Source organism: Enterobacter sp. DVT3837 (genome assembly GCF_056238685.1).
The window spans coordinates 1,023,666-1,045,431 of record NZ_JBWDLA010000002.1; the positions used below are offsets into that span (position 1 = coordinate 1,023,666).

General features: G+C 53.4%; 22 protein-coding genes. 10 read left to right on the forward strand and 12 right to left on the reverse strand.

Going from position 1 to position 21,766, the window contains the following annotated elements; translation table 11 throughout:
- Positions 1–49: 49 nt before the first annotated feature.
- Both oqxB and oqxA read right to left on the reverse strand, forming a co-directional pair.
- On the reverse strand, positions 50–3,202 hold the full coding sequence (oqxB, locus tag AC0XWG_RS19810) for a multidrug efflux RND transporter permease subunit OqxB (protein WP_475680970.1): 3,153 nt from the start codon (positions 3,200–3,202) through the stop codon (positions 50–52).
- 23 nt (positions 3,203–3,225) lie between these two features.
- Positions 3,226–4,401 (reverse strand): multidrug efflux RND transporter periplasmic adaptor subunit OqxA, encoded by a 1,176-nt coding sequence (oqxA, locus tag AC0XWG_RS19815; protein WP_049005664.1) that lies wholly within the window; start codon positions 4,399–4,401, stop codon positions 3,226–3,228.
- 338 nt (positions 4,402–4,739) lie between these two features.
- Here oqxA and AC0XWG_RS19820 point away from each other — a divergent pair, with 338 nt between their 5' ends.
- Positions 4,740–5,090 (forward strand): helix-turn-helix domain-containing protein, encoded by a 351-nt coding sequence (locus tag AC0XWG_RS19820; RefSeq protein ID WP_028017378.1) that lies wholly within the window; start codon positions 4,740–4,742, stop codon positions 5,088–5,090.
- On the opposite strand, the gene AC0XWG_RS19825 is transcribed toward AC0XWG_RS19820, so the two are convergent.
- Entirely contained in the window at positions 5,014–5,928 is a 915-nt protein-coding gene (locus tag AC0XWG_RS19825) for a LysR family transcriptional regulator (RefSeq protein WP_475680971.1), read from the reverse strand. The two genes, AC0XWG_RS19820 and AC0XWG_RS19825, sit on opposite strands and share 77 nt — an antisense overlap.
- A gap of 100 nt (positions 5,929–6,028) precedes the next feature.
- Here AC0XWG_RS19825 and AC0XWG_RS19830 point away from each other — a divergent pair, with 100 nt between their 5' ends.
- The gene (locus AC0XWG_RS19830; RefSeq protein ID WP_475680972.1) at positions 6,029–7,009 is read left to right on the forward strand and encodes a nitrilase family protein; all 981 of its coding nucleotides are present in this window, start codon (positions 6,029–6,031) and stop codon (positions 7,007–7,009) included.
- A 77-nt stretch (positions 7,010–7,086) separates the two neighbouring features.
- Entirely contained in the window at positions 7,087–7,404 is a 318-nt protein-coding gene (locus AC0XWG_RS19835; RefSeq protein ID WP_475680973.1) for a YebG family protein, read from the forward strand.
- An 82-nt stretch (positions 7,405–7,486) separates the two neighbouring features.
- Here the strand turns inward: AC0XWG_RS19835 and gcvA are convergent, their stop codons facing one another.
- Positions 7,487–8,389, reverse strand: a complete 903-nt coding sequence (gene gcvA, locus AC0XWG_RS19840; protein ID WP_475680974.1) for a transcriptional regulator GcvA — start codon at positions 8,387–8,389, stop codon at positions 7,487–7,489.
- 115 nt (positions 8,390–8,504) lie between these two features.
- Here gcvA and AC0XWG_RS19845 point away from each other — a divergent pair, with 115 nt between their 5' ends.
- Positions 8,505–8,861 (forward strand): gamma-glutamylcyclotransferase family protein, encoded by a 357-nt coding sequence (locus AC0XWG_RS19845; protein ID WP_028017374.1) that lies wholly within the window; start codon positions 8,505–8,507, stop codon positions 8,859–8,861.
- Positions 8,862–8,925: 64 nt separating this feature from the next.
- Positions 8,926–9,585: a DsbA family protein gene (locus AC0XWG_RS19850; protein WP_475680975.1), complete on the forward strand. Its 660-nt coding sequence runs from the start codon at positions 8,926–8,928 to the stop codon at positions 9,583–9,585.
- 124 nt (positions 9,586–9,709) lie between these two features.
- On the opposite strand, the gene AC0XWG_RS19855 is transcribed toward AC0XWG_RS19850, so the two are convergent.
- On the reverse strand, positions 9,710–10,837 hold the full coding sequence (locus AC0XWG_RS19855) for an MFS transporter (protein WP_475680976.1): 1,128 nt from the start codon (positions 10,835–10,837) through the stop codon (positions 9,710–9,712).
- Between the two features lie 102 nt (positions 10,838–10,939).
- Between AC0XWG_RS19855 and AC0XWG_RS19860 the strand changes: the two genes are divergently transcribed.
- Both AC0XWG_RS19860 and AC0XWG_RS19865 read left to right on the forward strand, forming a co-directional pair.
- On the forward strand, positions 10,940–11,734 hold the full coding sequence (locus tag AC0XWG_RS19860) for an AraC family transcriptional regulator (protein ID WP_134708339.1): 795 nt from the start codon (positions 10,940–10,942) through the stop codon (positions 11,732–11,734).
- An 80-nt stretch (positions 11,735–11,814) separates the two neighbouring features.
- Positions 11,815–12,935, forward strand: a protein-coding gene (locus AC0XWG_RS19865) for an IS3 family transposase (protein WP_134708787.1) whose coding sequence is annotated in 2 segments (ribosomal slippage) — positions 11,815–12,073 and positions 12,073–12,935 — 1,122 coding nt in all. Because the reading frame shifts where the segments join, the coding sequence is not laid out codon by codon here.
- 516 nt (positions 12,936–13,451) lie between these two features.
- Here AC0XWG_RS19865 and AC0XWG_RS19870 read toward each other — a convergent pair.
- From AC0XWG_RS19870 to AC0XWG_RS19880, 3 genes are all read right to left on the reverse strand, one after another.
- The gene (locus AC0XWG_RS19870; RefSeq protein ID WP_028017370.1) at positions 13,452–13,835 is read right to left on the reverse strand and encodes a hypothetical protein; all 384 of its coding nucleotides are present in this window, start codon (positions 13,833–13,835) and stop codon (positions 13,452–13,454) included.
- A gap of 729 nt (positions 13,836–14,564) precedes the next feature.
- Positions 14,565–14,801: a hypothetical protein gene (locus tag AC0XWG_RS19875; RefSeq protein WP_256066410.1), complete on the reverse strand. Its 237-nt coding sequence runs from the start codon at positions 14,799–14,801 to the stop codon at positions 14,565–14,567.
- Positions 14,801–15,061 (reverse strand): hypothetical protein, encoded by a 261-nt coding sequence (locus AC0XWG_RS19880; protein ID WP_028017368.1) that lies wholly within the window; start codon positions 15,059–15,061, stop codon positions 14,801–14,803. Before AC0XWG_RS19880 ends, AC0XWG_RS19875 begins: the two co-directional genes overlap by 1 nt.
- Positions 15,062–15,324: 263 nt before the next feature.
- Between AC0XWG_RS19880 and AC0XWG_RS19885 the strand changes: the two genes are divergently transcribed.
- Positions 15,325–15,726, forward strand: coding sequence for a YybH family protein (locus tag AC0XWG_RS19885; RefSeq protein WP_475680977.1), 402 nt, complete (start codon positions 15,325–15,327; stop codon positions 15,724–15,726).
- Between the two features lie 53 nt (positions 15,727–15,779).
- Here the strand turns inward: AC0XWG_RS19885 and AC0XWG_RS19890 are convergent, their stop codons facing one another.
- Entirely contained in the window at positions 15,780–16,235 is a 456-nt protein-coding gene (locus AC0XWG_RS19890) for a hypothetical protein (protein ID WP_128347924.1), read from the reverse strand.
- 431 nt (positions 16,236–16,666) lie between these two features.
- Between AC0XWG_RS19890 and AC0XWG_RS19895 the strand changes: the two genes are divergently transcribed.
- Together AC0XWG_RS19895 and clcB are read left to right on the forward strand one after the other, a co-directional pair.
- Positions 16,667–17,290 carry a glutathione S-transferase family protein gene (locus AC0XWG_RS19895; RefSeq protein ID WP_134708337.1) on the forward strand — a complete coding sequence of 208 codons (624 nt, stop codon included), beginning with the start codon at positions 16,667–16,669 and terminating at the stop codon, positions 17,288–17,290.
- A 101-nt stretch (positions 17,291–17,391) separates the two neighbouring features.
- A complete protein-coding gene (clcB, locus tag AC0XWG_RS19900; protein ID WP_134708336.1) occupies positions 17,392–18,702 on the forward strand; it encodes a voltage-gated ClC-type chloride channel ClcB in 1,311 nt (436 codons plus the stop codon).
- On the opposite strand, the gene bioD is transcribed toward clcB, so the two are convergent.
- The 3 genes from bioD to AC0XWG_RS19915 all read right to left on the reverse strand — a co-directional run bounded on the left by bioD (position 18,637) and on the right by AC0XWG_RS19915 (position 21,709).
- A complete protein-coding gene (bioD, locus tag AC0XWG_RS19905) occupies positions 18,637–19,332 on the reverse strand; it encodes a dethiobiotin synthase (RefSeq protein ID WP_028017363.1) in 696 nt (231 codons plus the stop codon). The two genes, clcB and bioD, sit on opposite strands and share 66 nt — an antisense overlap.
- Before the next feature lie 129 nt (positions 19,333–19,461).
- Complete coding sequence (gene mlc, locus AC0XWG_RS19910) at positions 19,462–20,682, reverse strand: sugar metabolism global transcriptional regulator Mlc (RefSeq protein WP_028017362.1); 1,221 nt, start codon at positions 20,680–20,682, stop codon at positions 19,462–19,464.
- Between the two features lie 121 nt (positions 20,683–20,803).
- Positions 20,804–21,709, reverse strand: coding sequence for a LysR family transcriptional regulator (locus AC0XWG_RS19915; RefSeq protein WP_475680978.1), 906 nt, complete (start codon positions 21,707–21,709; stop codon positions 20,804–20,806).
- Positions 21,710–21,766: the final 57 nt, after the last annotated feature.

Here is a 21,766-nt window from a genome sequence, read left to right on the forward strand (position 1 = left end):
AAAAAACCGCCTTCACAGTGAAGGCGGTTTTTTATTATCTGCAATGTCCTTACGCAGGCAGCACTTCCCTTTCCACTTTACCGCGCGTCACGAGTTTACGCAGCGTCACGTAGAACACCGGTGTCAGGAACAGACCAAACAGGGTCACGCCCAGCATCCCGGAGAAGACGGTGATCCCGGTGACGCCGCGCACTTCCGCACCCGCACCGTGACCGAGTATCAGCGGAATTGTCCCGGCAATAAAGGCGATGGAGGTCATCACTATCGGACGTAAACGTAGACGACAGGCCTCCAGCGCCGCTTCCATAATGCCTTTGCCCTGAATTTCCAGCTCGCGGGCAAACTCCACGATAAGAATCGCGTTTTTACAGGCCTGCCCCATCAGTACCACCAGCCCCACCTGCACGAAGACGTTGTTATCGCCCCCGGTCAGCCAGACGCCAAACAGCGCGGAGAGCATGGTCATCGGCACGATGAGGATCACCGCCAGAGGCAGCGTCCAGCTTTCATACAGCGCCGCCAGCACCAGGAACGCCAGCAGTACCGCTACCGGGAAGACGATCAGCGCCGTATTGCCCTGGGTGGCCTGCTGGAAGCTCAGATCCGTCCACTCAATATTCATCCCGTTCGGCAGGATCTGCTTAGCCATCCCCTCCAACTGCGTCATCGCCTGCGCTGATGAGAGCACGCGCGGGTCGGCATCGCCAATCAGGTCCGCCGCCGGATAACCATTGTAACGAATCACCGGATCCGGCCCGTAGGTGGTCGTGATTTTCACCATACTGCCAATCGGCACCATTTCGCCCTGGCTGTTACGGGTGCGCAGATTAGCAATATCTTCCACGCTGTCGCGGAACTGCCCGTCAGCCTGCGCCATCACGCGCCAGGTACGCCCGAACTGGTTGAAGTCATTCACGTACGACGAACCCAGATAGGTCTGCAGCGTACCGAAAAGATCGGTCAGCAACACGCCCTGCGCTTTCGCCTTATCGCGGTCAACCTGCACGTCCAGCTGCGGCACGTTAGCCTGGTACGTTGAGATCGGGAAATGCATCCCCGGCGTTTGCATAATCGCACCGGACATGGTGTTCACCGCGTTTTGCAGCGCGCCATAGCCCAGACCACCGCGATCCTGGATGTACAGCGAATAGCCCGACCCCTGACCCAGACCTAAAATCGGCGGTGGCAGGATGGAGAAGCCAAAGCCTTCCTGGATTTGCGCGATTTTTGCGTTGATCTCAGCGTTAATTTCCGCCGCAGTATGTTTGCGCTGGTCGAACGGCTTCAGGCCAAAGAAGACCGTCCCGGTATTCGGCGTGTTGGTGAACTGCAGCGCATTCAGCCCCGGAAACGCGACCGCATAGTCCACACCTTCAGTATTCATCCCGATTTCGCTCATTTTGCGGATCACCGCATCGGTGCGCGCCAGCGACGAACCTTCCGGCATTTTCACGCCGCCAATCAGGTACAGCTTGTCCTGCGTCGGAATAAAGCCGCCGGGCACCGCTTTAAACATCACGCCCGCCGCACAGAGCAGCAGCAGATACACCGCAAATACCGCACCGCGTCGTCCGAGCGTTTTCCCCACCAGCCCCTGATAACCGTTCGAGCTGCGGTGGAAAAAGCGGTTAAACGGACGGAAAATCCAGCCAAACAGACGGTCAATAAGCCGGGTCGGAAAATCCTTCGGTGCGCCGTGCGGTTTTAACAGCAGAGCCGCCAGTGCCGGAGAAAGCGTCAGCGAGTTGATGGCGGAAATCACCGTCGAAATCGCGATCGTCACCGCAAACTGCTTATAGAACTGCCCGGTGACGCCTGAGAGGAACGCCATCGGCACAAACACCGCACACAACACCAGCGCAATCGCGATAATCGGCCCCGAAACCTCACGCATCGCCTGATGCGCCGCCGCAAGCGGAGCAAGCCCTTCTTCGATATTTCGCTCGACGTTTTCCACCACCACGATGGCATCGTCCACCACGATACCGATAGCCAGTACCAGCCCGAACAGGCTCAGGGTGTTTAGTGAAAAGCCCAGCAGGTAGAGAATGCTGAACGTCCCCACGACAGAAACCGGCACCGCGATCAACGGAATGATCGACGCGCGCCAGGTTTGCAGGAACAGAATCACCACCAGCACCACCAGCACCACCGCTTCCAGCAGCGTTTGTACGACAGCACGAATCGAATCGCGCACAAAGACCGTCGGATCGTAAGGAGCCGCCCACTTCATGTCTGCCGGGAAACGCGTGGACAGTTCGTCCATTTTCGCGCGCACCGCGTTAGACAAATCAATGGCGTTCGCCCCCGGAGACTGGAAGATACCAATCCCGACCGCGTCTTTATTGTTAAGCTGGGAACGCAGCGCATAGCTGCCGGAACCCATTTCGATACGCGCCACGTCGCGCAGGCGGACAACCGTACCGTCCTGCGTCGTTTTCAGGACAATATTGCCAAACTCGTCTTCAGTATGCAGACGCCCCTGGGCGTTAATGGAGATCAGGAAATCACTCTCTTTCGGCAGCGGCTCGGCACCCAGTTGCCCGGCGGACACCTGAACGTTCTGCTCCTGCATCGCCGTGACCACGTCCGATGCGGTCAGCCCGCGGGCTGCCACCTTGTTAGGATCCAGCCAGACGCGCATCGCGTATTCGCCTGAGCCGAAAATCTGAATCTGGCCGACGCCGGGCAGGCGCGCCAGCTCGTCCTTCACCTTCAGCGTGGCGTAGTTACGCATATACAGGGAGTCGTATTTCCCGTTGGGCGAAAACAGATGCACCACCAGCGTCAGCGTTGGCGACTGTTTCTGGGTGGTAATCCCCAAACGCCGCACGTCTTCCGGCAGGCGTGCCTCGGCCTGCGCGACGCGGTTTTGCACCTGTACCTGTGCCTGATCCGGGTCGGTTCCCGGACGGAAGGTGACGGTGGTCACCAGTACGCCGTCCGAGCCCGCAACGGATTTCATGTACATCATGTTTTCAACGCCGTTGATCGCCTCTTCCAGCGGCGTCGCCACGGTTTCGGCAATCACTTTCGGGTTGGCGCCCGGGTATTCCGCGCGCACCTGCACGCTTGGCGGCACAACGTCAGGATATTCGCTCACCGGCAACAGCGGGATGGCGATCAATCCTGTGATAAAAATCAGAATCGACAGGACGGCGGCAAAAATGGGCCTGTCGATGAAAAAACGGGAAAAGTCCATGGGTCGGATTCTCAGGTAAGGGATCAGTTAAGGGCGGCGCTGGTAGTCATGGCAACGGTTTTCGCGTTAACCGGCATCCCCGGCATGAACACTTTTTGTAAGCCCTCGACGATGACTTTATCGCCAGGGTTCAGCCCCTGCCGCACGATGCGTAAACCGTCTGCCAGACGCCCCGGCGTGATGTCGCGACGCTGTGCTTTCCCCTCTTTATCCACGATATACACGTATTTGCGATCCTGATCGGTCAGCACCGCTTTGTCGTCGATCAGCGTGGCTTTGAATTCCGCGCTGCCCGGCAGGCGTACGCGGGCAAAGAGCCCTGGCGTGAACTGACGCTGCGCGTTATCCAGCAGCGCGCGCATACGGATGGTGCCGGTACTCGGCGTTAACTGATTATCAAGGAAGTCCACTTTGCCCTGATGGGGATAACCCTCCTCGCCCGTCAGACCAATCTCCACCGGAAGCGCCATGTGATTGCTGGACGCCCCCTGCCCGCTGCGGGCCAGATTTTGGTAGTGAAGATAGGTCGACTCATCCACGTCAAAGTAAACGTAAACCGTTTTCTGCGAGACCAGCGTGGTGAGGACGCTGGCGGTGTCCCCCGCAGTCACCAGATTACCGCTGGTGATCAGCGCCCGGCTGGCGCGGCCATCAATAGGCGCGGTGACTTTGGTGAAATCCAGGTTAAGTTGTGCGGCGTCCACTGCCGCCTGAGCGGCGCGAATGTCGGCCTGTGCCTGGGTGGCAGCTGAACGACGCTGCTCCCATTCTTCACGGGAGACTACGTTGGTATTGACCAGTTTATCGGTACGGTTGGCCTCGCTTTGTGCCAGGCTGGCCTGCGTTTTGGCTCTCGCCAGGTTCGCCTGCGCCTGTTCCAGCGCCGCACGATAGGTTCGGTCATCAATGGTGAATAACACCTCGCCCTTTTTCACCTCCTGGCCATCGGTGTAATTCACTTTATCAATGTAACCGGAGACGCGCGGACGTAACTGAACGCTCTCCACCGCCTCAATCCGACCGTTAAAGCTATCCCACTGGCTAATGGATTTCACAACCACGTCAGCAGCGCTGACGGCGGGCGCAGGTGGCGCAGCGTTTTGCGCGACACTGTTATCGCATCCGACGAGCAGCACGGAGAGCAACATTACCCCCAGCGCGCTCAGATGAAAGTTACCCCAGGTTTTTTGCAGGCTCATTATTTTTATTCCGATAATTGTAGCCGCCGGACAAGACGCCGCAGGAGATGCCGCGCCACTTCCTTTGTCCGGTAGCTGGCTTAAGGCCATTTGTGCCGTTCATCGCCACAAAACTGTAACAGTAATGAATACACTATTCGCGGCGATTGTAGGAAGGCGCTTAACTAAGTGCAAGAATAATTGTTGCACTTTATGTGCTATTTGAGTCGAAGGGAAAAGAGCCGTTTCGCTCAAGGATTTAAATGCAACAATAAAACTTGCAATTAACGTAAAAACCAGCCAACCTTTAAATGCAACAGACAAAGATACTTTTAGACGAGCGGTATGAGGGTAACCAGATGAACACTGGCGCATTTATGCATGATTTACTCGACTGGATCGACAACAACCTTGATAGCCGTCTGGACATTGAGTCCGTCGCCAGGCGATCCGGTTACTCAAAATGGCACCTCCAGCGGCTCTTCAAAGAGCATACTGGCTCCCCTCTCGCCGAGTATATTCGCGCGCAAAAGCTGCAAAAATCGGTCGAACGGCTGGCTCAGAGTGATGAACCGATCCTGAACGTGGCGATCGCGCTGGGCTTTGACTCACAGCAGTCCTTCAACCGCAGCTTTAAACGTCAGTATGGTCAGGCGCCTGGCGCATGGCGGCGGAGTCTGGGTGGCCCGGAAACGCAGCAGCTACGCTAGCAATGAAATTGTCACGGATGACATCCTCCCTGCTTGCGTCCCAGGCGATGCCCACCTCCCAGCTTATTGACTCCCCCGTTAGCGGAATAATCACCAGTTCCGGCGGCGCGATATGGGTCACGCTGGTGGGCAGAATAGCCACACCGATCCCCGCAACCACCATCGCGACGATAGTTTGTATATCGTCAGTCAGTTGCGTCGATGAGATGAAAAGACCGTTGTCATGCAGGAAGCGGTCAATCTGTGCGTTTAAACCCCGTCCTCGCTCATCATAAAGCCGCAACAGAGGGCGTTTCGCGAGCCACTCAGCCACAGACATTGTCGGCGACGCGGCGGGCGCAACCAGAACCAGCCGATCGGTAAATAACGGCAGGTATTCAAGCGCCACGGGGGGAGGAACCCTGACAAACCCCACCTGTAGCTCATCATTTTGCAATTGCTCGTACTGCTGGAATGAAGGCAGATCCGTCAAGGACATCTCGACTCCCGGGAAGTCGCGACGAAAGTCTGCAATACAGCGTGGTGCCAGATAAAAGCTTGAGAGACCAAACCCGACGGCAATATGCCCTTCAACCCCTTTTGAGACTCGCTCAGCATGCTGCATAAATAACTGGGTTTGCCTGACCACTTTTTCAGCCTCTGGCAGTAAACGTTTGCCGTTGGCCGTCAGTACTGCGCCGTGACGACCTCGTGAAAAAAGAGACATATTCACCTGAGATTCGAGGAGATTAATCTGTTTGGTCAATGCCGGTTGCGAGATAAACAGCGCCCGCGCCGCATCGGCATAGTTCCCTTTTTCAGCCAGTACCACAAAGGCTTTAAGCAACCGGATGTTCAATTTTGCATTCCAGATGGTTATTAAAATCAGAAATGTTTTGATTATACAGTTATCGGAAAGCGTTATGTAATTCAGTTTCGATGACAACTGGAGATACATCATGAACGAACATCAATCCTTAAAGGCGGCAACCGTACAGTTTCAGCATCAGGCCAGTAATAAAAAATACAACCTGCTGATAATGGAGAAATTTATTGAGCAAGCGGCGCTTGAGCAGGTGAAAATTCTCACCTTCCCTGAAATGTGTATCACCGGCTACTGGCATGTCCCCAAACTCACCTCAGCGGAGGTATCAGCTCTGGCAGAGCCGATTGCTGAAAGCCCTTCCCTGACGCTCATTCGCTCTCTGGCGATCAAACATCAAATGCTTATTGGCGCCGGTCTTATTGAACGCGCCGACGATGGCCGCCTCTACAATGCGTATGTTGCCTGTATGCCGGATGGCTCAATGCATACGCACCGTAAGCTCCATGCTTTTGAACATCCAGCTATCAGCAGCGGGGACAGCTTTACCGTTTTTGATACGCCGTGGGGAGTGAAAGTCGGCATATTGATTTGCTGGGACAATAATCTGGTCGAAAATGTACGCGCGACGGCGTTGCTGGGTGCCGATATTCTTCTCGCACCGCATCAAACAGGCGGTACCGATTCCCGCAGCCCTCACGGAATGAAGCCTATTCCGCTGTCGCTCTGGGAGGAGCGGGAAACGCGCAAGGAGGAAATTACGGCCGCATTCAAAGGGGCAAGCGGTCGGGAATGGCTCATGCGCTGGCTGCCTGCCCGTGCACATGACAATGGATTATTTGTTCTCTTCAGCAACGGTGTGGGTGCAGATGATGACGAAGTGCGCACAGGGAATGCCATGATCCTCGACCCCTATGGCAGGATCGTGAATGAAACCTGGGCGGCTGAAGATGCGATGGTGAGCGCTGAGCTGGATTTAAGTCTGCTTGCCATGAGCACCGGACGCCGCTGGATCCACGGTCGCCGCCCCGATTTATACCAGATATTGACCCAGCCGCAGGGCTATGAACGTGATGCGATCAGCGCACGATTTTCGAATGAGCCCCCTGCCCGCTAGAAATGTCAGCATTTTTTAGCTGCAACATAAACCCGGAGCTGTTATGCTGTATATAATTACAGTATGAGGTGCGCATAATGGCTGTTGAAACAAAATATGTTGTCGTAAGAAAAGGTGAAGAGAAAATGACATTTGCCAGTAAGAAAGAAGCTGACGCTCACGACAAGCTGCTTGATATGGCAGACGCGTTCACCGACTGGCTGTTGCAAAGCGGAATGCAGATGGATGAAACACTGGCTGAAGATCTTGGTCTGTATCTCGCCGAGCAGAAAGAGGCCGTGCAGCATATTCTGCGTACCAGCAAGCTTCCCGATCTCAATGCCGCCGTTGTTGCAGATAAAACAGAAGCCGATGCGGTTGATGATAAAAAAATCAGAGCGGTGAAAGCGGCCTGATTACGAGAATAATCATTACCTGTTCCGAAGCCGTAAGGAGATAACTGCTTGCGGCTTTTTTAGCTGTTTGTAGGGTTCCCTGTTAATCTTTCAGCAGGCTTATTTCTTCGAACAGCCATTGCTTCAGCGTTCGTATTTTAAACGAATCCTTATTATCCAAACGGTAAACTAAATCGTATCCCCGTTCTGCTTTAAGTTTGTATTGCGGAAACGGAACAACAAGCCTTCCGGCAGCGACATCATCTGCAATCAGCACACTCCGTCCCAGAGCCACGCCTTCGCCACGTATAGCGGCTTCGGTCGCCATGCTGCCAAGCGTCCATAAGGTCCCCTGATGGCCGCTGAAATGGTTTTCTCCGGCCATTTCAAACCATGCCTCCCAGTTCGCCAGCATTCTGTACTCATGAAGAAGCACGCAGTTTGAAAGATCCTTAATTTCTTTCAGACCGTTATGTTCCTTAATAAAGTCGGGGCTACAGACAGGGGTGACTGTTTCACTCAAGATTCGCTCAGAACAGACGTCGCGATAATTACCACGGCCATAACGAATTGCTGCATCGACCTGACCATCGTTAAGATCCACATTAATGTCAGTAACATCCAGCTGAATATCGAGTTCAGGATGCCGCTGCCTGAAACGGCTGAGACGTGGGGCCAACCACCTACTGGCGAATGAAACCGTTGTACTGATACGCAAACTTTTTGCTGGGCTCCTTTCGCGTAAACGCTCGGACTCTCTCACTAAATCACCCAGAAGGCGTGTAACCGCAGGGTGGAATTCAGCCCCCTCCTCCGTCAGGATTATCTGTCGCGTCAGTCTGTGAAATAGCTTTATCCCCAGATGATCTTCAAGCTTCCGGATTTGCCGGCTTATCGCGCCGTGCGTGACGTGCAACTCCGCTGCCGCCAGCGTCATGCTGGAGAGCCGCGCAGTGGCTTCAAAAGCCCGAAGCGTTTGCAAGGGTGGGAGGCGATCGAACATCATACGCGTGATAATAATTCACGCATGATGTGAGAACAAATGATTTGTCAGGCCCTCGTCCCAAAATCAAAATCGAAACAAATAACCATTTTATTTTCATCATGTTATCGGAGGGATAATGGAAAGTTTGTTCGTGTACGGGACGCTCGGTCCAGGCAGACCTAATGCGCATATTCTTGAGAATATCGGTGGGTCGTGGCAGGAAGGACACGTGGGCGGGTCTCTGTTAAATAAAGGCTGGGGTGCAGAGATGGGGTATCCGGGGATCGTGCTGGATGACTCAGGTAATCGTGTTCAGGGTTTTATTTTCACTTCAGCGAATTTGCATAATCACTGGGATGTACTCGATCAGTTTGAAGGTGCTGAATATGAGCGTGTACCGGTAGACGTCATGACGACTACCGGTCAGACAATAAATTCGTGGGTGTACCGGCTTAAGCCATTCGCTCATTTTACGCAACACTGCATTTACTGAATGCCCGTATTTAACGAGGTTCGAACGCATTATGATGACGCTATTCCGTTATGAAGGAGGCAACATGCGTTTTGAGAGACTGCAGTATTTATTTGATCCACTTTGCGGCTGGTGCTACGCCAGCGCGCCGGCGCTGGGTTACCTTGCTCAGCACCACGCTGATAAACTTGAGCTAATGCCCAGCGGGCTGTTCAGCGATGAGGGAGCCCGGGACATCACCGCGGAATGGGCGGAGTACGCCTGGTCTAACGATCGGCGCATCGCTTCACTCACCGGGCAGCCTTTCAGCGAGCGCTATCATCAGCTTCTGATGAGCGGTACGCGGTTTGATTCGACGTTTATGAATCGTGCTCTGACCATGGTTCGTGACATCAACCCGTCGGCCGAGACACATCTTCTTCATACGCTACAGCATGCCCGCTATGTTGAGGGGCGAGACACCTCAAGACCTGACGTGGTGGGTGATATCGTTGAGGACTGGGCCGGGAAAAACAACCTTGCGTTAAAGCATGAAGGAGTCACTCTGGCGCTTGAAACCGATAAAGCGCTGCGGCATATCACGGACGAGAGGATCGCGAAAGTGAAGCGTCTTATGAATCAGCGAGGTATCCGAGGAGTGCCTGTGCTGCTGGCGACGGTTAATGGCACGGAGCATATGATTAGTGGACATGCTCTTTACGGTGGTGCAGAGAAATTACGCGCTACGCTATCAACGCTTTCCTGAATGAATTTTCCAGCATGACGGCCATTCCTTAGCTAATCGGGCTGCAGCTGGCGTAAACCATTCTATATTGCACCGGGAACCCATTCTCTGACAGGTTCCCAGGTCAATATTAAATCCAGCAGGCTTAGTGGCGAGAAAGGCTGCAAAAACAGGCTGTTACTGCACAAGCTGTCAGAACTAATCCCAGCTGCTGCACGATACCGGCAAGTCCCAGCATCATTCCCAACAACATATAGTAGACTAATCCAAACAGCGCTCCGGCTGCCCCGGCCTGTTCACGATACTGCCTCAGGGCCTGGCTCAACACGTTTGGAATCGCGATGCCATAGGCAACCACAATCCCGGTCATCGGCAATAGGATCCATACAGATTGCTGTAAAACCCATGCAGCAATTCCCGATAACAGGGCCAGCAGGCAGGCATTCTTCACCAGTTGTTCTGGTGACAAACCGATAGACAACAGTTTCCGGTTCCAGAGGCTGCCCGACAGAGAAGCAAAAGCCAGTAAAATTCCCGTCCATCCGAAAGCCCTGGGACTCCAGCCCAGTTGCCCGAAAAGAAACGGCGCAAGGCTGTAGTAACTGAAAATCATAGTATTGAGCAGCACAACAAGCACTGCATTTTTCCACAGCCTTCCATCACCCGCCATTCGGTAAACCAGCCCGCCAAAACGGGTACTGGAAGTATTTTCCGACCGCGTTTCTGGCAGCAAGAATGCGGTCAGTGTCAGCAGAACCAGCGCCAGTGACCCCAGCGCAACAAATACGCCGGTATGTCCATACAGGCTAACCAGCCAGCCTCCACTCACCAGACCGAAAACCGGGCTGATTGCCAACGCCGCACCCATAACAGAAAAGACGCGGGCTAAGGCCGTCGATTCGTAACTATCACGTAACATGGTTTGAACGACAACGGATCCGGCTGCTGCCCCCATGGCCGCCACCATGCGAGCCATGAGCAAAATACTAAAGCCTGAAGCTACAAGCGCCAGTGCGGAACCGGTCCCGTAGCACAGTAGTCCGGCCATCATCGCCGGTCGCCGACCGATATGGTCGCTTAACCAGCCCCAGAGCGCAACGCCGACGGCAAACGCGACAAAATAGACAGAAAGTGTCTGCGCGGCACGTTCACTGCCTACCTGAAAAGCACGGGCAATGTCAGGCAATGCAGGGCTGTAAATGGTTTCGACCAGTTGAGGAAACATAATCAGTAATGTCAGAAGCCACAACGGTGGCTGTTTATCGGTGTTCATAACAACAATCCTCAGATAAGCAGAATATGCAGCTATCATTGCGGAAGTTGCCATGTCGAATTACCATTATTACGACTACATATATTTAAAATCGGACATTCAATGAAGATAAACCCTCAAGATTCTTTCGATCCGGATCTGTTCGACGATCTGGTTATCGGAATTGCATCCGATATGGGGGTACATGATTCAGGGATGCACAGCCACCTTCGTCATCAGTTACTTTTTTCGGCGGCGGGAAGTATCACAATTGAGCTGGATAATACCCTTTGCCTGCTTCCACCCAGGCGTGCGGCATGGATACCGGCCGGCACGGTTCATCGCGCCATAATGAAGGGTACGATGGCCTACCGTTCTCTGTACTTTTCTAGCACTTTACCGTTATCAGCATTACCTCTGCAGATTGTTGAAGTTAATCCCCTGTTCTTTGAGGTGATCGAGCGGATGGCATTCTGGCCATGGGGAATGCCCGCAGAACGACAAAGCAGTCTAATCAATGTTTTTTGTGAGGAAATTAAAAATGCCCATCGCGAAAACTGGACGTTACGGTTTCCCTCAGATATTCGCCTGAATACCTGGCTAAACACCATCCGCAATGGCGAATTACCCCCACGGCTTGGACAATTAGTCCAGAAGGTAGGGGCATGTGAACGCACGATAAGCCGTATATTTATCCGGGAAACGGGAATGAGTTATCAGAGCTGGAGGCAACAGTGGAGGCTGCTGAAAGCGATGGAAATGTTGTGCGAGGGTATGTCGCTAAGTCAGGTTGCACAGCAGCTAGATTTTGTCAGTGACAGTGCCTTTATTGTCTTCTTCCGCCAATATACGGGGACAACGCCGACCCGCTACCTCCGGCATTCAATTGCTGAACATCAGGACGTAACGTCGGTTTAACAGCCAGTCTGACCTGCTCCCCGTTGATTAATACACCCCGATGTTAGTAATGTCTTCATAAGCCACATGAGGACATCCCCATGAAGAAGCGTTTTTCCGACGAACAGATCATCAGTATTCTTCGCGAAGCGGAAGCCGGAGTTTCTGCCCGTGAGCTCTGCCGTAAGCACGCCATTTCCGATGCCACTTTCTACACCTGGCGCAAGAAGTTTGGTGGCATGGAAGTTCCTGAGGTGAAGCGGCTTAAATCTCTTGAAGAGGAGAACGCCCGCCTCAAGAAGCTACTTGCCGAAGCCATGCTGGATAAGGAGGCACTTCAGGTGGCTCTGGGGCGAAAGTACTGACGACAGACCAGAAGCGGGAAGCCGTTGAGTTTATGTGTGATGCGACCGGTCTGTCGCAACGTCGTGCCTGCAGGCTTACAGGTTTGTCCCTGTCGACCTGCCGCTACGAGGCTCAGCGTCCGGCAGCTGATGCGCATTTATCAGGGCGCATCACTGAGCTGGCACTGGAGCGCAGGCGTTTTGGCTACCGCCGCATCTGGCAGCTGCTGCGTCGGGAGGGCCTTCACGTCAATCACAAGCGGGTATACCGTATTTACCACCTTAATGGACTGAGCGTAAAACGCAGACGACGCCGTAAAGGGCTGGCAACCGAACGGTTTCCGCTTCTGCGCCCGGATGCGCCGAACCTGACATGGTCGATGGATTTCGTTATGGACGCACTGGCCAACGGTCGGAGGATCAAGTGCCTGACCTGTGTGGATGATTTCACGAAGGAGTGTCTGACAATCACCGCTGCTTTCGGTATTTCAGGCGTTCAGGTCACGCGTATTCTGGACAGCATCGCGCTGTTTAGGGGCTATCCGGCGACAATAAGAACCGATCAGGGCCCGGAATTTGCCTGCCGCGCGCTCGATCAATGGGCCTTTGAGCATGGTGTGGAACTACGGCTTATCCAGCCAGGTAAGCCAACGCAGAACGGATTTATTGAGAGTTTTAACGGACGCTTTCGCGATGAGTGTCTGAATGAACACTGGTTCAGCGATATTCTTCATGCCCGGAAAACGATTAATGACTGGCGGCAGGATTATAACGAGTGCCGTCCCCATTCATCGCTGGATTACCAGACACCAGCTGAATTCGCAACGGACTGGCGAAACAGGAAATATGAAGAAAAACCAACCGACATTACTAACTGAAGGTTGTATCTAATCCTGGGGGCAGGTCAAGTCTTCGCTCACAGCTGACTTGCTTCTTAGTTAGCTCGCCCGCTTTGTGCCAGGAGCGGTGACATGTTCCCAATTGTTTGACTCACGGCATTGCTAGCAAGAACCATGGATACTCAATGACAAACGTCTGCTGTTCGCTGTGAGTTCAATGGGTCGATGCAACGCTATCCTTAGCCATTGGGGGCAGATCACAGCATCAATTTATGCATAACGCCTCATTGCTCGAACCAATAAAAAATCCCGCAATAACGGGATTTTTGCTGATCCATTAATTGATGTGTTAATGAAAAATTTTTTTAAACTCACCAATCAGCTTCTCACTTTTTGACGATAACCTTGCTGTTATTCGATCACATTTGCATTTTGGGCAAACAGTAAACATATCGACCCCCTCAATAACGACATCACCGCCATTAACTATGGTTTCTTTCCAACCACACCTCACACATTCATATGTAGTCGGCTGTCTGGCTATAGGCATAACAGTCACCCTCGCGCTAAGACCACGCGGTCCTGTGATTTTTCAACGATTTTATAAGATCTCAATTTTGATAGCACGCCAACACCTCCTGCAGCGACAGCCACAGCTATAGCGCTTGCGGTAGTTGCGCTACCTAAGACAGTAACAGCTGCGCCGCCAGCTATTAGTCCAGAGGTTGCGGTAGCAGGCGCAGTTGCACCACCAGTACCTAAAGTTGCAATAAGTGAGTATGCAGCAAGACTTATTGCACCAAAAGCTATTGCCCATGCAGCTTTTCCTGTCGCCTTTATTTTTATTGTCTTACTAGCTAAATCTCCTTCAATAACGATCGTATCCAAGTCGTCTTGAACGGCTTTAGCCAACTCTTTTTCTGTAGTTACAGTACGCATTAAATACTCCACAATTTTTCTATTGAAGTAGTTTTTATCGGTCGAATCGTGTGAGAGCTTGAATAATATTAAGTAAACACCACATGCTCAACTAAAGCGACACACAACAAACATGAATTAAGCACCTAGCAATGGGCAGACAATCGATTTACCATAACGCCTCATTACGCGCACCGCTCAGACGTGCTCAGAGCGATTTGAGTGCGGAGTCGATGAAAAACCACAGCTTACTAGGCAAAAATTACGCAAAACAGCGCAGGTGAATCCTGAGAGCATGAATGGTTATGCATCAGGGTGCATGACTCAAGATTTGAAACGAAATATCTACCGGAATGTCTCTTTTACGCAAAATGGGCCCGCGGGCCCACTAGTGAAAACGGTGAGCGTGGGTACAATTTATTGCGTGCCCGTGAGCCGTTGGACAAACGCAGCGCGTCAGTGCACTCCCAGCCTGAACCCCAAATCATCAGTTTATGTTTATTTTTCACCTCAATAAGTCTGAGAACCTTATTTCATTGCGGCTAGCCCAGACTCCTTTCTACATATCTGCTGCAATCAAATGTCCGCTCCTCGCTCAAAGCTGTCCTTGGGCCTAACCTACGATAGCTTCGTGCAAAGAGCAGACATACATATCTTTATATTGAGAGACTTAAACCGCTTTGCTAATGAGGACAGGCGATCTGTGCCCAACACGCAATACGACTTCCACAACTCGTTCAGCGCTGAAACTCACCAAAGCCAACGTCTCCTGGGCTCCTGCCAGGCTCCCTGCCACAGGTCAAAACGTGTGAGTGGTTCAATTTTTTTTAGGATGGCAGCTTCACCCGCGGATGAGAGACTTCGCTCCGAAATGGAAATACCGAAAAGGCCTTCAGCGACCGGGAATATTTCACATTCTGACGTCAGCAATCCCAATGCTTTTTCTATCTTGCTACGTTCTGCTTTGATAATTAACTGAAGTCCCATCAGCTTTTAAACTCCACAATGGCTACTTGTTCAAGCGCTTGCCTGACCTGGGCCTGAACATGATCAGGGATGGATTGCCCTCTGATGTCATAGACGACCCGGCATGTGTGAATATGCGGTGGAAGCTGCGATAGTCCCCAGCCTATTCTGGCAATATTGTATGCAATACTGAGTCTTATCGATTCTGGTGATAGCAGACCGTGGTTGGCCACAAGAAGAAACTCGCCGCGTTCTTCATTTATAAACTCCGGGGTAAACATTATTCCTCCCTTCCATTGTCTTCGCCAACTTCTGGCAATTGAATGCTTTTTCATCAATGCCTTATCTTAGCAGGAATCCTGTTCGAGTTACGACGTCCGCTTGACGTTCAGAACGGATCTTAAACGTCGTTATCTCGTCAGCTCTTCGCTCATAGCCGCCCTAACGTTACCTAAACCCCGAACTCCCCCATAAACCTGGTAGCTATACAAACGGACCAGGCTGTTACGTTAATACGTGTTAATCACTTAAAAAGGAAATGCGCATGACCCCACATCCGCTGCGTCAGATCATCGAAGCCTGCGATCGCGCCATCACCACCAAAAACTATGACGCCCTGATGGAGTACTACGCCGAAGACGCGGCTCTGGTGGTCAAGCCCGGCATGACCGTTAAAGGTAAAGAAAACATCCGCAGCGCGTTTATTGCCATCGCAGATTATTTTCAGGATCAGCTGGTTGTCGAACAAGGGGAGATGCGGGTGATAGAAGGTGGCGGCAATGCGCTTGTTATCATGGAAACCATTCTGCGTTTTCCTGATGGCAAGGGTGGAAGAACGGAAATATCACGTCGCGCCACCTATGTTTTTCGACAGGAGAGCGATGGTCGCTGGCTTTGTACCATCGACAATTCCTACGGGACGTCACTCCTGGATACGAGGAACTGATTACTTTTATCACGACGTCAAAGGGGCGCTACCGCCCCTCCATACCAGCACCCTTAATGCGCAGTAATGCGCGGCTCCTTCACAAACTCCGCCAGCAGCCACACCATATCGTGCAGCAAGCCTGTTAGCTCTTTCGCTACATTCGCAGGTAGCGTTCCGCCCTTAACCGCTTGTGTCAGCGCCAGAGCATAGTCCACCTGGGTCACGGTATCCTGCCAGCAGTCCGGCACGCAGGAATTCAGTTTCTCACCCATGATCAGTTGCGCGATCAGGTCTGGCGGAAGATCGACATCGCAGAGTTCCCTTAGCTTCCGCAGGGCGTGCAGCAGACGCTCGCAAAGCGTCGTAAACATCGTTGCATCCTCGATTTCGACCAGCACACTCACCAGCGCGGCACAGTTGTCGGCAACGTCAAAAAGATCGGCATCAGCCGGAAGCGGCCGGGAGATAAGTTGCAGAATGACGCTTTCGTCAGACGGGAGGTAAGTCAGGGTTGGGATCGTAGACATCGTAAGGCATCCTTCTATATGTAGTTCAATTAACTACCCAATGAGTTCCTACGCCCGAGGGGTAGCGCTGACAGAGGTAGGAATACCGCCCATATAGAAAAACGGCCAGCCTTGCGGCTGCTCCGCCAGCGCCACCGCAATTGTAACGGGATCGGCGCTGCCGCGACATACGAAATGTCACTATATGGTAGATACGGGTTCCTACGCCCGATTGCGGATGTGCCGCAACGCAGGCACTTTACGACCCCGATCGGTTTAAGAAAAGACATAGCCCTTAATTTCACAAGGTTACTTTGCGGTTTGCGAGGCGTCTTCCAGAAACGTTCTGTCTGGTCAGGAAAAGCACTCCCCACCAAATTTTGCCCCAACCTCCTCTGCTGAACTGATGTATTGTTTTCGCACAATGAACGCCCCTAAAGGACACCTGCGCAATGATAAACATTCTCGGTAAAACCACCTCGATCAACGTTCGTAAAGTGCTCTGGACCTGCGAAGAAGCCGGTATCGCGTACCAGCAGGAAGATTACGGCAGCGGCTTTGCCTCCACCGAAACGGATGAATTTCGTGCGCTGAATCCTAACGCCATGGTGCCCGTGCTGATCGATGATAATTTCGTTCTGTGGGAATCCAACTCTATCTGCCGTTATCTGGCGCGCAAGGCAGGACGTTATGATCTGCTGCCGTCAGAGCCTCAGGCCTGTGCCAATGTCGAACGCTGGATGGACTGGCAGGCAACCGAGTTCAATAACGCCTGGCGCTATGTCTTCCCGGCGCTGGGGCGTAACAACCCGGACTATAACGATGCCGAAAGGATTGCTGCGGGGATAAAAGAGTGGAACGGGTGCATCACCCTCCTTGAGGGGCAGTTACAGCGCACCGGTGCCTTTGCCGCAGGCGAAGGGTTTACTCTCGCAGATGTTGTGCTCGGGCTGTCGGTGAATCGCTGGAAAATGACCCCTTTCGACAAACCTGATGTACCCGCCGTTGATGCCTGGTTTGAACGACTCAACCAGCGCCCGGCATTTTTGCGTCACGGTAATAACGGAATGGTGTAGAAATACGGCCGGGCGTCGCCCGGCTTTTTCGCACGCATACCTTTTGCTAACCCTGCCATTTCCCGCCACAATATTGCATCGACTCCGTTTAATCGCGACTCATGCAACGTCTTCACACTTATCCCGACATCCGGGCAATGTTTCGTCGACTCCTGATAGCCACCCTCACTGGCGTACTGGCCGCGCTGGCCGTTGCGGTGTTCCGCCACAGCATGTATCTGCTGGAGTGGCTGTTTCTCAGTAACGACAGCGGCAGCCTGGTGAATGCCGCCGCCGCGCTCTCTCCCTGGCGGCGCGCACTGACGCCTGCCCTGGGTGGGCTGGCGGCCGGGTTACTGTTATGGGGATGGCAACGATTTACCGCGCAGCGCCCTCACGCCCCAACTGATTATATGGAAGCGCTGGAGACCGGTGACGGTCAGTTTGACTACGGCGCCAGTCTGGTGAAATCCCTTGCGTCACTGCTGGTCGTTGCCAGCGGGAGTGCCATTGGCCGCGAAGGCGCGATGATCCTGCTTGCCGCCCTCGCCGCCTCCTTTTTCGCCCGCCGCTTTACGCCGAAATCCGAATGGAAACTCTGGATCGCCTGCGGCGCCGCGGCCGGGATGGCCAGCGCCTACCATGCTCCGCTAGCCGGAAGCCTGTTCATTGCGGAGATTCTGTTTGGCACGCTGATGCTGGCCTCGCTTGGCCCCGTGGTTATTGCTGCGGTGGTGGCGCTGCTCACGACGCATCTTTTAGCGCCCGGAACCCTCACGCTCTATGACGTACATCTGAGTGGCATACTCAACGCGGCAGATTATGCCCTGTTGCTCGCTATGGGTCTGCTGGCGGGCCTCTGCGGCCCACTGCTGATGTGGCTGATGACGTTCAGCCATGGGCTATTCCTGCGTATCAAACTTTCACCGCCGTGGCAACTGGCGCTCGGCGGTTTGATCGTCGGGCTGCTGTCCCTTTTGACGCCTAAGGTATGGGGAAATGGCTACAGCGTGGTTCAGGCTTTTCTGATCGCGCCCCCGTTGCTGTCGGTCATTGCCGGTGTGTTTATCTGTAAACTGCTGGCGGTACTGGCCAGCAGCGGCTCGGGTGCGCCGGGAGGGGTATTTACGCCTACGCTGTTTGTCGGTATGGCGACGGGGATGCTGTTTGCTCAACTTTTCGCGCTGTGGTTACCGGGCTCTGAGACGGCAATTTTGCTGGGGCTGGCAGGGATGGCAACGTTACTCGCCGCAACCACACATGCGCCCATTATGTCGGCGCTGATGGTCTGTGAAATGACCGGGCAGTATTTTTTACTGCCCGGCTTGTTGGTCGCCTGTGTCGTGGCGTCCGTGCTGTCGAGGACGTTACGCCACGACTCGATCTACGGTCAACACGCCACCGAGGGCAGAGAGATCGATGTATTGCGCTAACTCGCGCTGCTCTGCGCGGGGCAGGTACGGCAACTCACCGACCAAAGGCCCAGGCAGTTTTGTGCTCAGCACGTCGATGATTTCAGCGTAGTGCGCAAGTCCTGGGTTGATGCGGTTTGCCACCCAGCCAATCAACGGCAGGCCGTCATTGGCAATGGCTTGTGCCGTCAGCAGCGCATGGTTAATGCAGCCTTCCTGGATACCCACAACCATCACCACAGGAAGTTGTTCCTGCACCACCCATTCAGACAGCGGGCGCAAATCATTCATCAGGCTGCGCCAGCCGCCCGTCCCTTCAACCACAACGTGATCAACCTTCCCGCTCAGGTTTGCCAGGCCATCAGACAGCAGGGGGTAATTAATCATACCGCTGTGCGCCACGCTGCTCTCCTCTTCGCTTAACGCAATTGGATTAACCGCGTCATAAGGCAGCTCCAGCGACGAGACGCTTTGCAGCACCAGAGCGTCTTTATTACGCAATCCCTCTGGCGTCTCTTTACTGCCTTTTGCGACCGGTTTGTACCCTGCAACGCGTTTACCGCTTGCAGCCAGTGCCTGCAGTAATGCGCGGGATACCACTGTCTTGCCGACAGAGGTATCTGTACCAGTAACAAAGAAACGCTTAAGCATGACTCGCTCCACCTCTTGGGTATGCTTCGAAATATAAACCAGGTAAATAATTCAGTGGGGGAAGTCTACGGGATGCGTGCGCTACCCGGCTTGAGATAGCGCAATTTTTCTTACATCTGCGGAAAAGAGTTAACCCTGTAACAGGCGGATCAACAGCGAGCCGTTATACATGGCATCTTTGACCAGCGCCGCACCTGCCATCGTGCCCTGGTTGGAGAATTGGGTACTTTCTACCGCAATATTTTTGCTATACGCAGGGAGCGACTGCTGATGAATGCAGGCCGAAATAGCCGGGAAGAGGATCTCCGCCGCCTGGCTGAGCGGTGAACCAATCAGGATTTTTTGCGGATTAAAAAGATTCACCATAATGGCCAGAATGCGGCCAACGTTGTTACCTACACCGGTAATAATGTCCTTCGCCAGGAGATCGCCCTGACGCGCGGCAGCGCAGAGGGAATCCACCGTTAAGGGTTGTCCGTGTAGCGAGGAACTCATGGACTGGCCGAGCCTCGCCTGCGCCAGTTCCAGCACGCTTTCCACGCTGGCAATCGTCTCCAGACAGCCATGGTTCCCGCAATAACAGCGTTTACCGTAAGGGTCGACCTGGGTATGGCCGATTTCGACCAGACTACTGCTTCCGGCATGCAGAAGGCGTCCGTCAGTGATAACACCCGCCCCGACGTTATGATCGATGACAACCTGAATGACGTCTCGCGCACCACGTGACGCGCCAAACAGTGCCTCAGCCATCGTCCAGGCGCTGATGTCATGCTGAATATAGACCGGCACACCGGTATGGTTTTTCAGCACTTCACCCAACGGCATCTCTTTGACATCGTCGTAAAACGGCATACGGTGAACAATGCCGTTTTCGGTATCAATAATGCCCGGCATGGTGATGGCTATCGCCGTTAAGCGTTCAAGCCGCTGCTGATGGCGGATAAAGAAGTTATCAATATGCGAGACAATCGCATCGAGGAGCGGTTCCTCAGCATTGAGCGGCAGTTCAAGCCTGTCTTCCACCACCAGTTTGCTGCTCAGGTCGCGCAGCGCAAGGAAGATTTCTCCCCGACTGATGCGCAGTGACAGGTAGTGCCACGCTTCCGTCTCGACCACCAGCCCGACCGCCGGACGGCCACGGCTGCCCGGCTCCTGGATCTCGGTCTCCTGAACCAGGTGGGCTTCCAGCATTTCGCGGACAATCTTGGTGATACTGGCAGGTGCCAGTTGTGCCAGGCGCGAAAGATCGATACGCGAAACCGGACCAAGCTGATCAATCAGGCGATACACCGCGCCAGCGTTGGTCTGCTTAATCTGATCAATATGCCCTGGCTGACTATCAGCAACCACCTCGTACTCCCTTATTTTCGAGCTTCGAAATAAACTGTGGGCTATGGTGAAGCACTTCCATGGCCGTCGTCAAATATTTACTTAGCCATGTGATTTACTGCACATTTTTACCCGTATTTCCCTATAAATATCGCCCTGCAGAGGCGCTAATTAACTGCTGTTTAAAACGCTGAGCGGCATGACTCTGTTCATGATGTTTTGACCATACCAGCCACATCTCTGAAACGGCGTCCTCTTCAGCGATGGTAACCCAGCGCATTTCGCGCAATTGTACCCGTTTAAAGGAGGCCGGAAGAATAGACACGCCCAGCCCGGCAGCGACCAGACCAATAATGGTCATCGCCTCCCCAACTTCCTGGGTGATAACCGGGGCAAGATCGTAGCGGCGCATCAAACCCAGAATATCATCATACAGGCCCGTCCCGACCTGCGGGTCAAAAAAGACAAACGGCTCTTTTGCCAGCTCTGCCAGCGTGACAGACGGACGCGAAGCCAGCGGATGATCGTGAGGGATCATCGCCATCAGCGGTTCGCGCAGGATCACCTGCCACGACAGCGTGTCCGGCAGTTGAGTGTTACGCATCAGTCCCAGATCCAGCGAACCTTCATTCAGTGGCGCAATCTGTTCGCGGGTATTAATTTCGCGCGTCTGAATATGAACATCCGGAAAATGCCGGCGGAATGAGGAGAGTGTCTCCGAGACGGCGCTGATAAACGGTGCGGACGAAGTAAACCCGATCCGCAATTCTCCAGTTTCCCCGAGATACAACCGTTCTGCCCGGGCCGCGGCCTCCTCGACCATACTCAGGATTTGTCTGCTGTCGGCCAGAAACTGTTTTCCCGCCGCCGTCAGACTCACGCTGCGGTTAGTACGGGCCAGAAGACGCGCCCCAACCTGCTGCTCCAGGCTCTGAATCTGCTGGCTTAGCGGTGGCTGAGAGATATTCAGTCTTGCTGCCGCGCGGCCAAAATGCAGTTCTTCGGCAACGGCAACAAAGTAGCGGAGGTGACGCAGCTCAATATTCATATTTTTAAAGTATCATTTGAGATTATTAATATATTAGACAGAATATTTACATTTTCC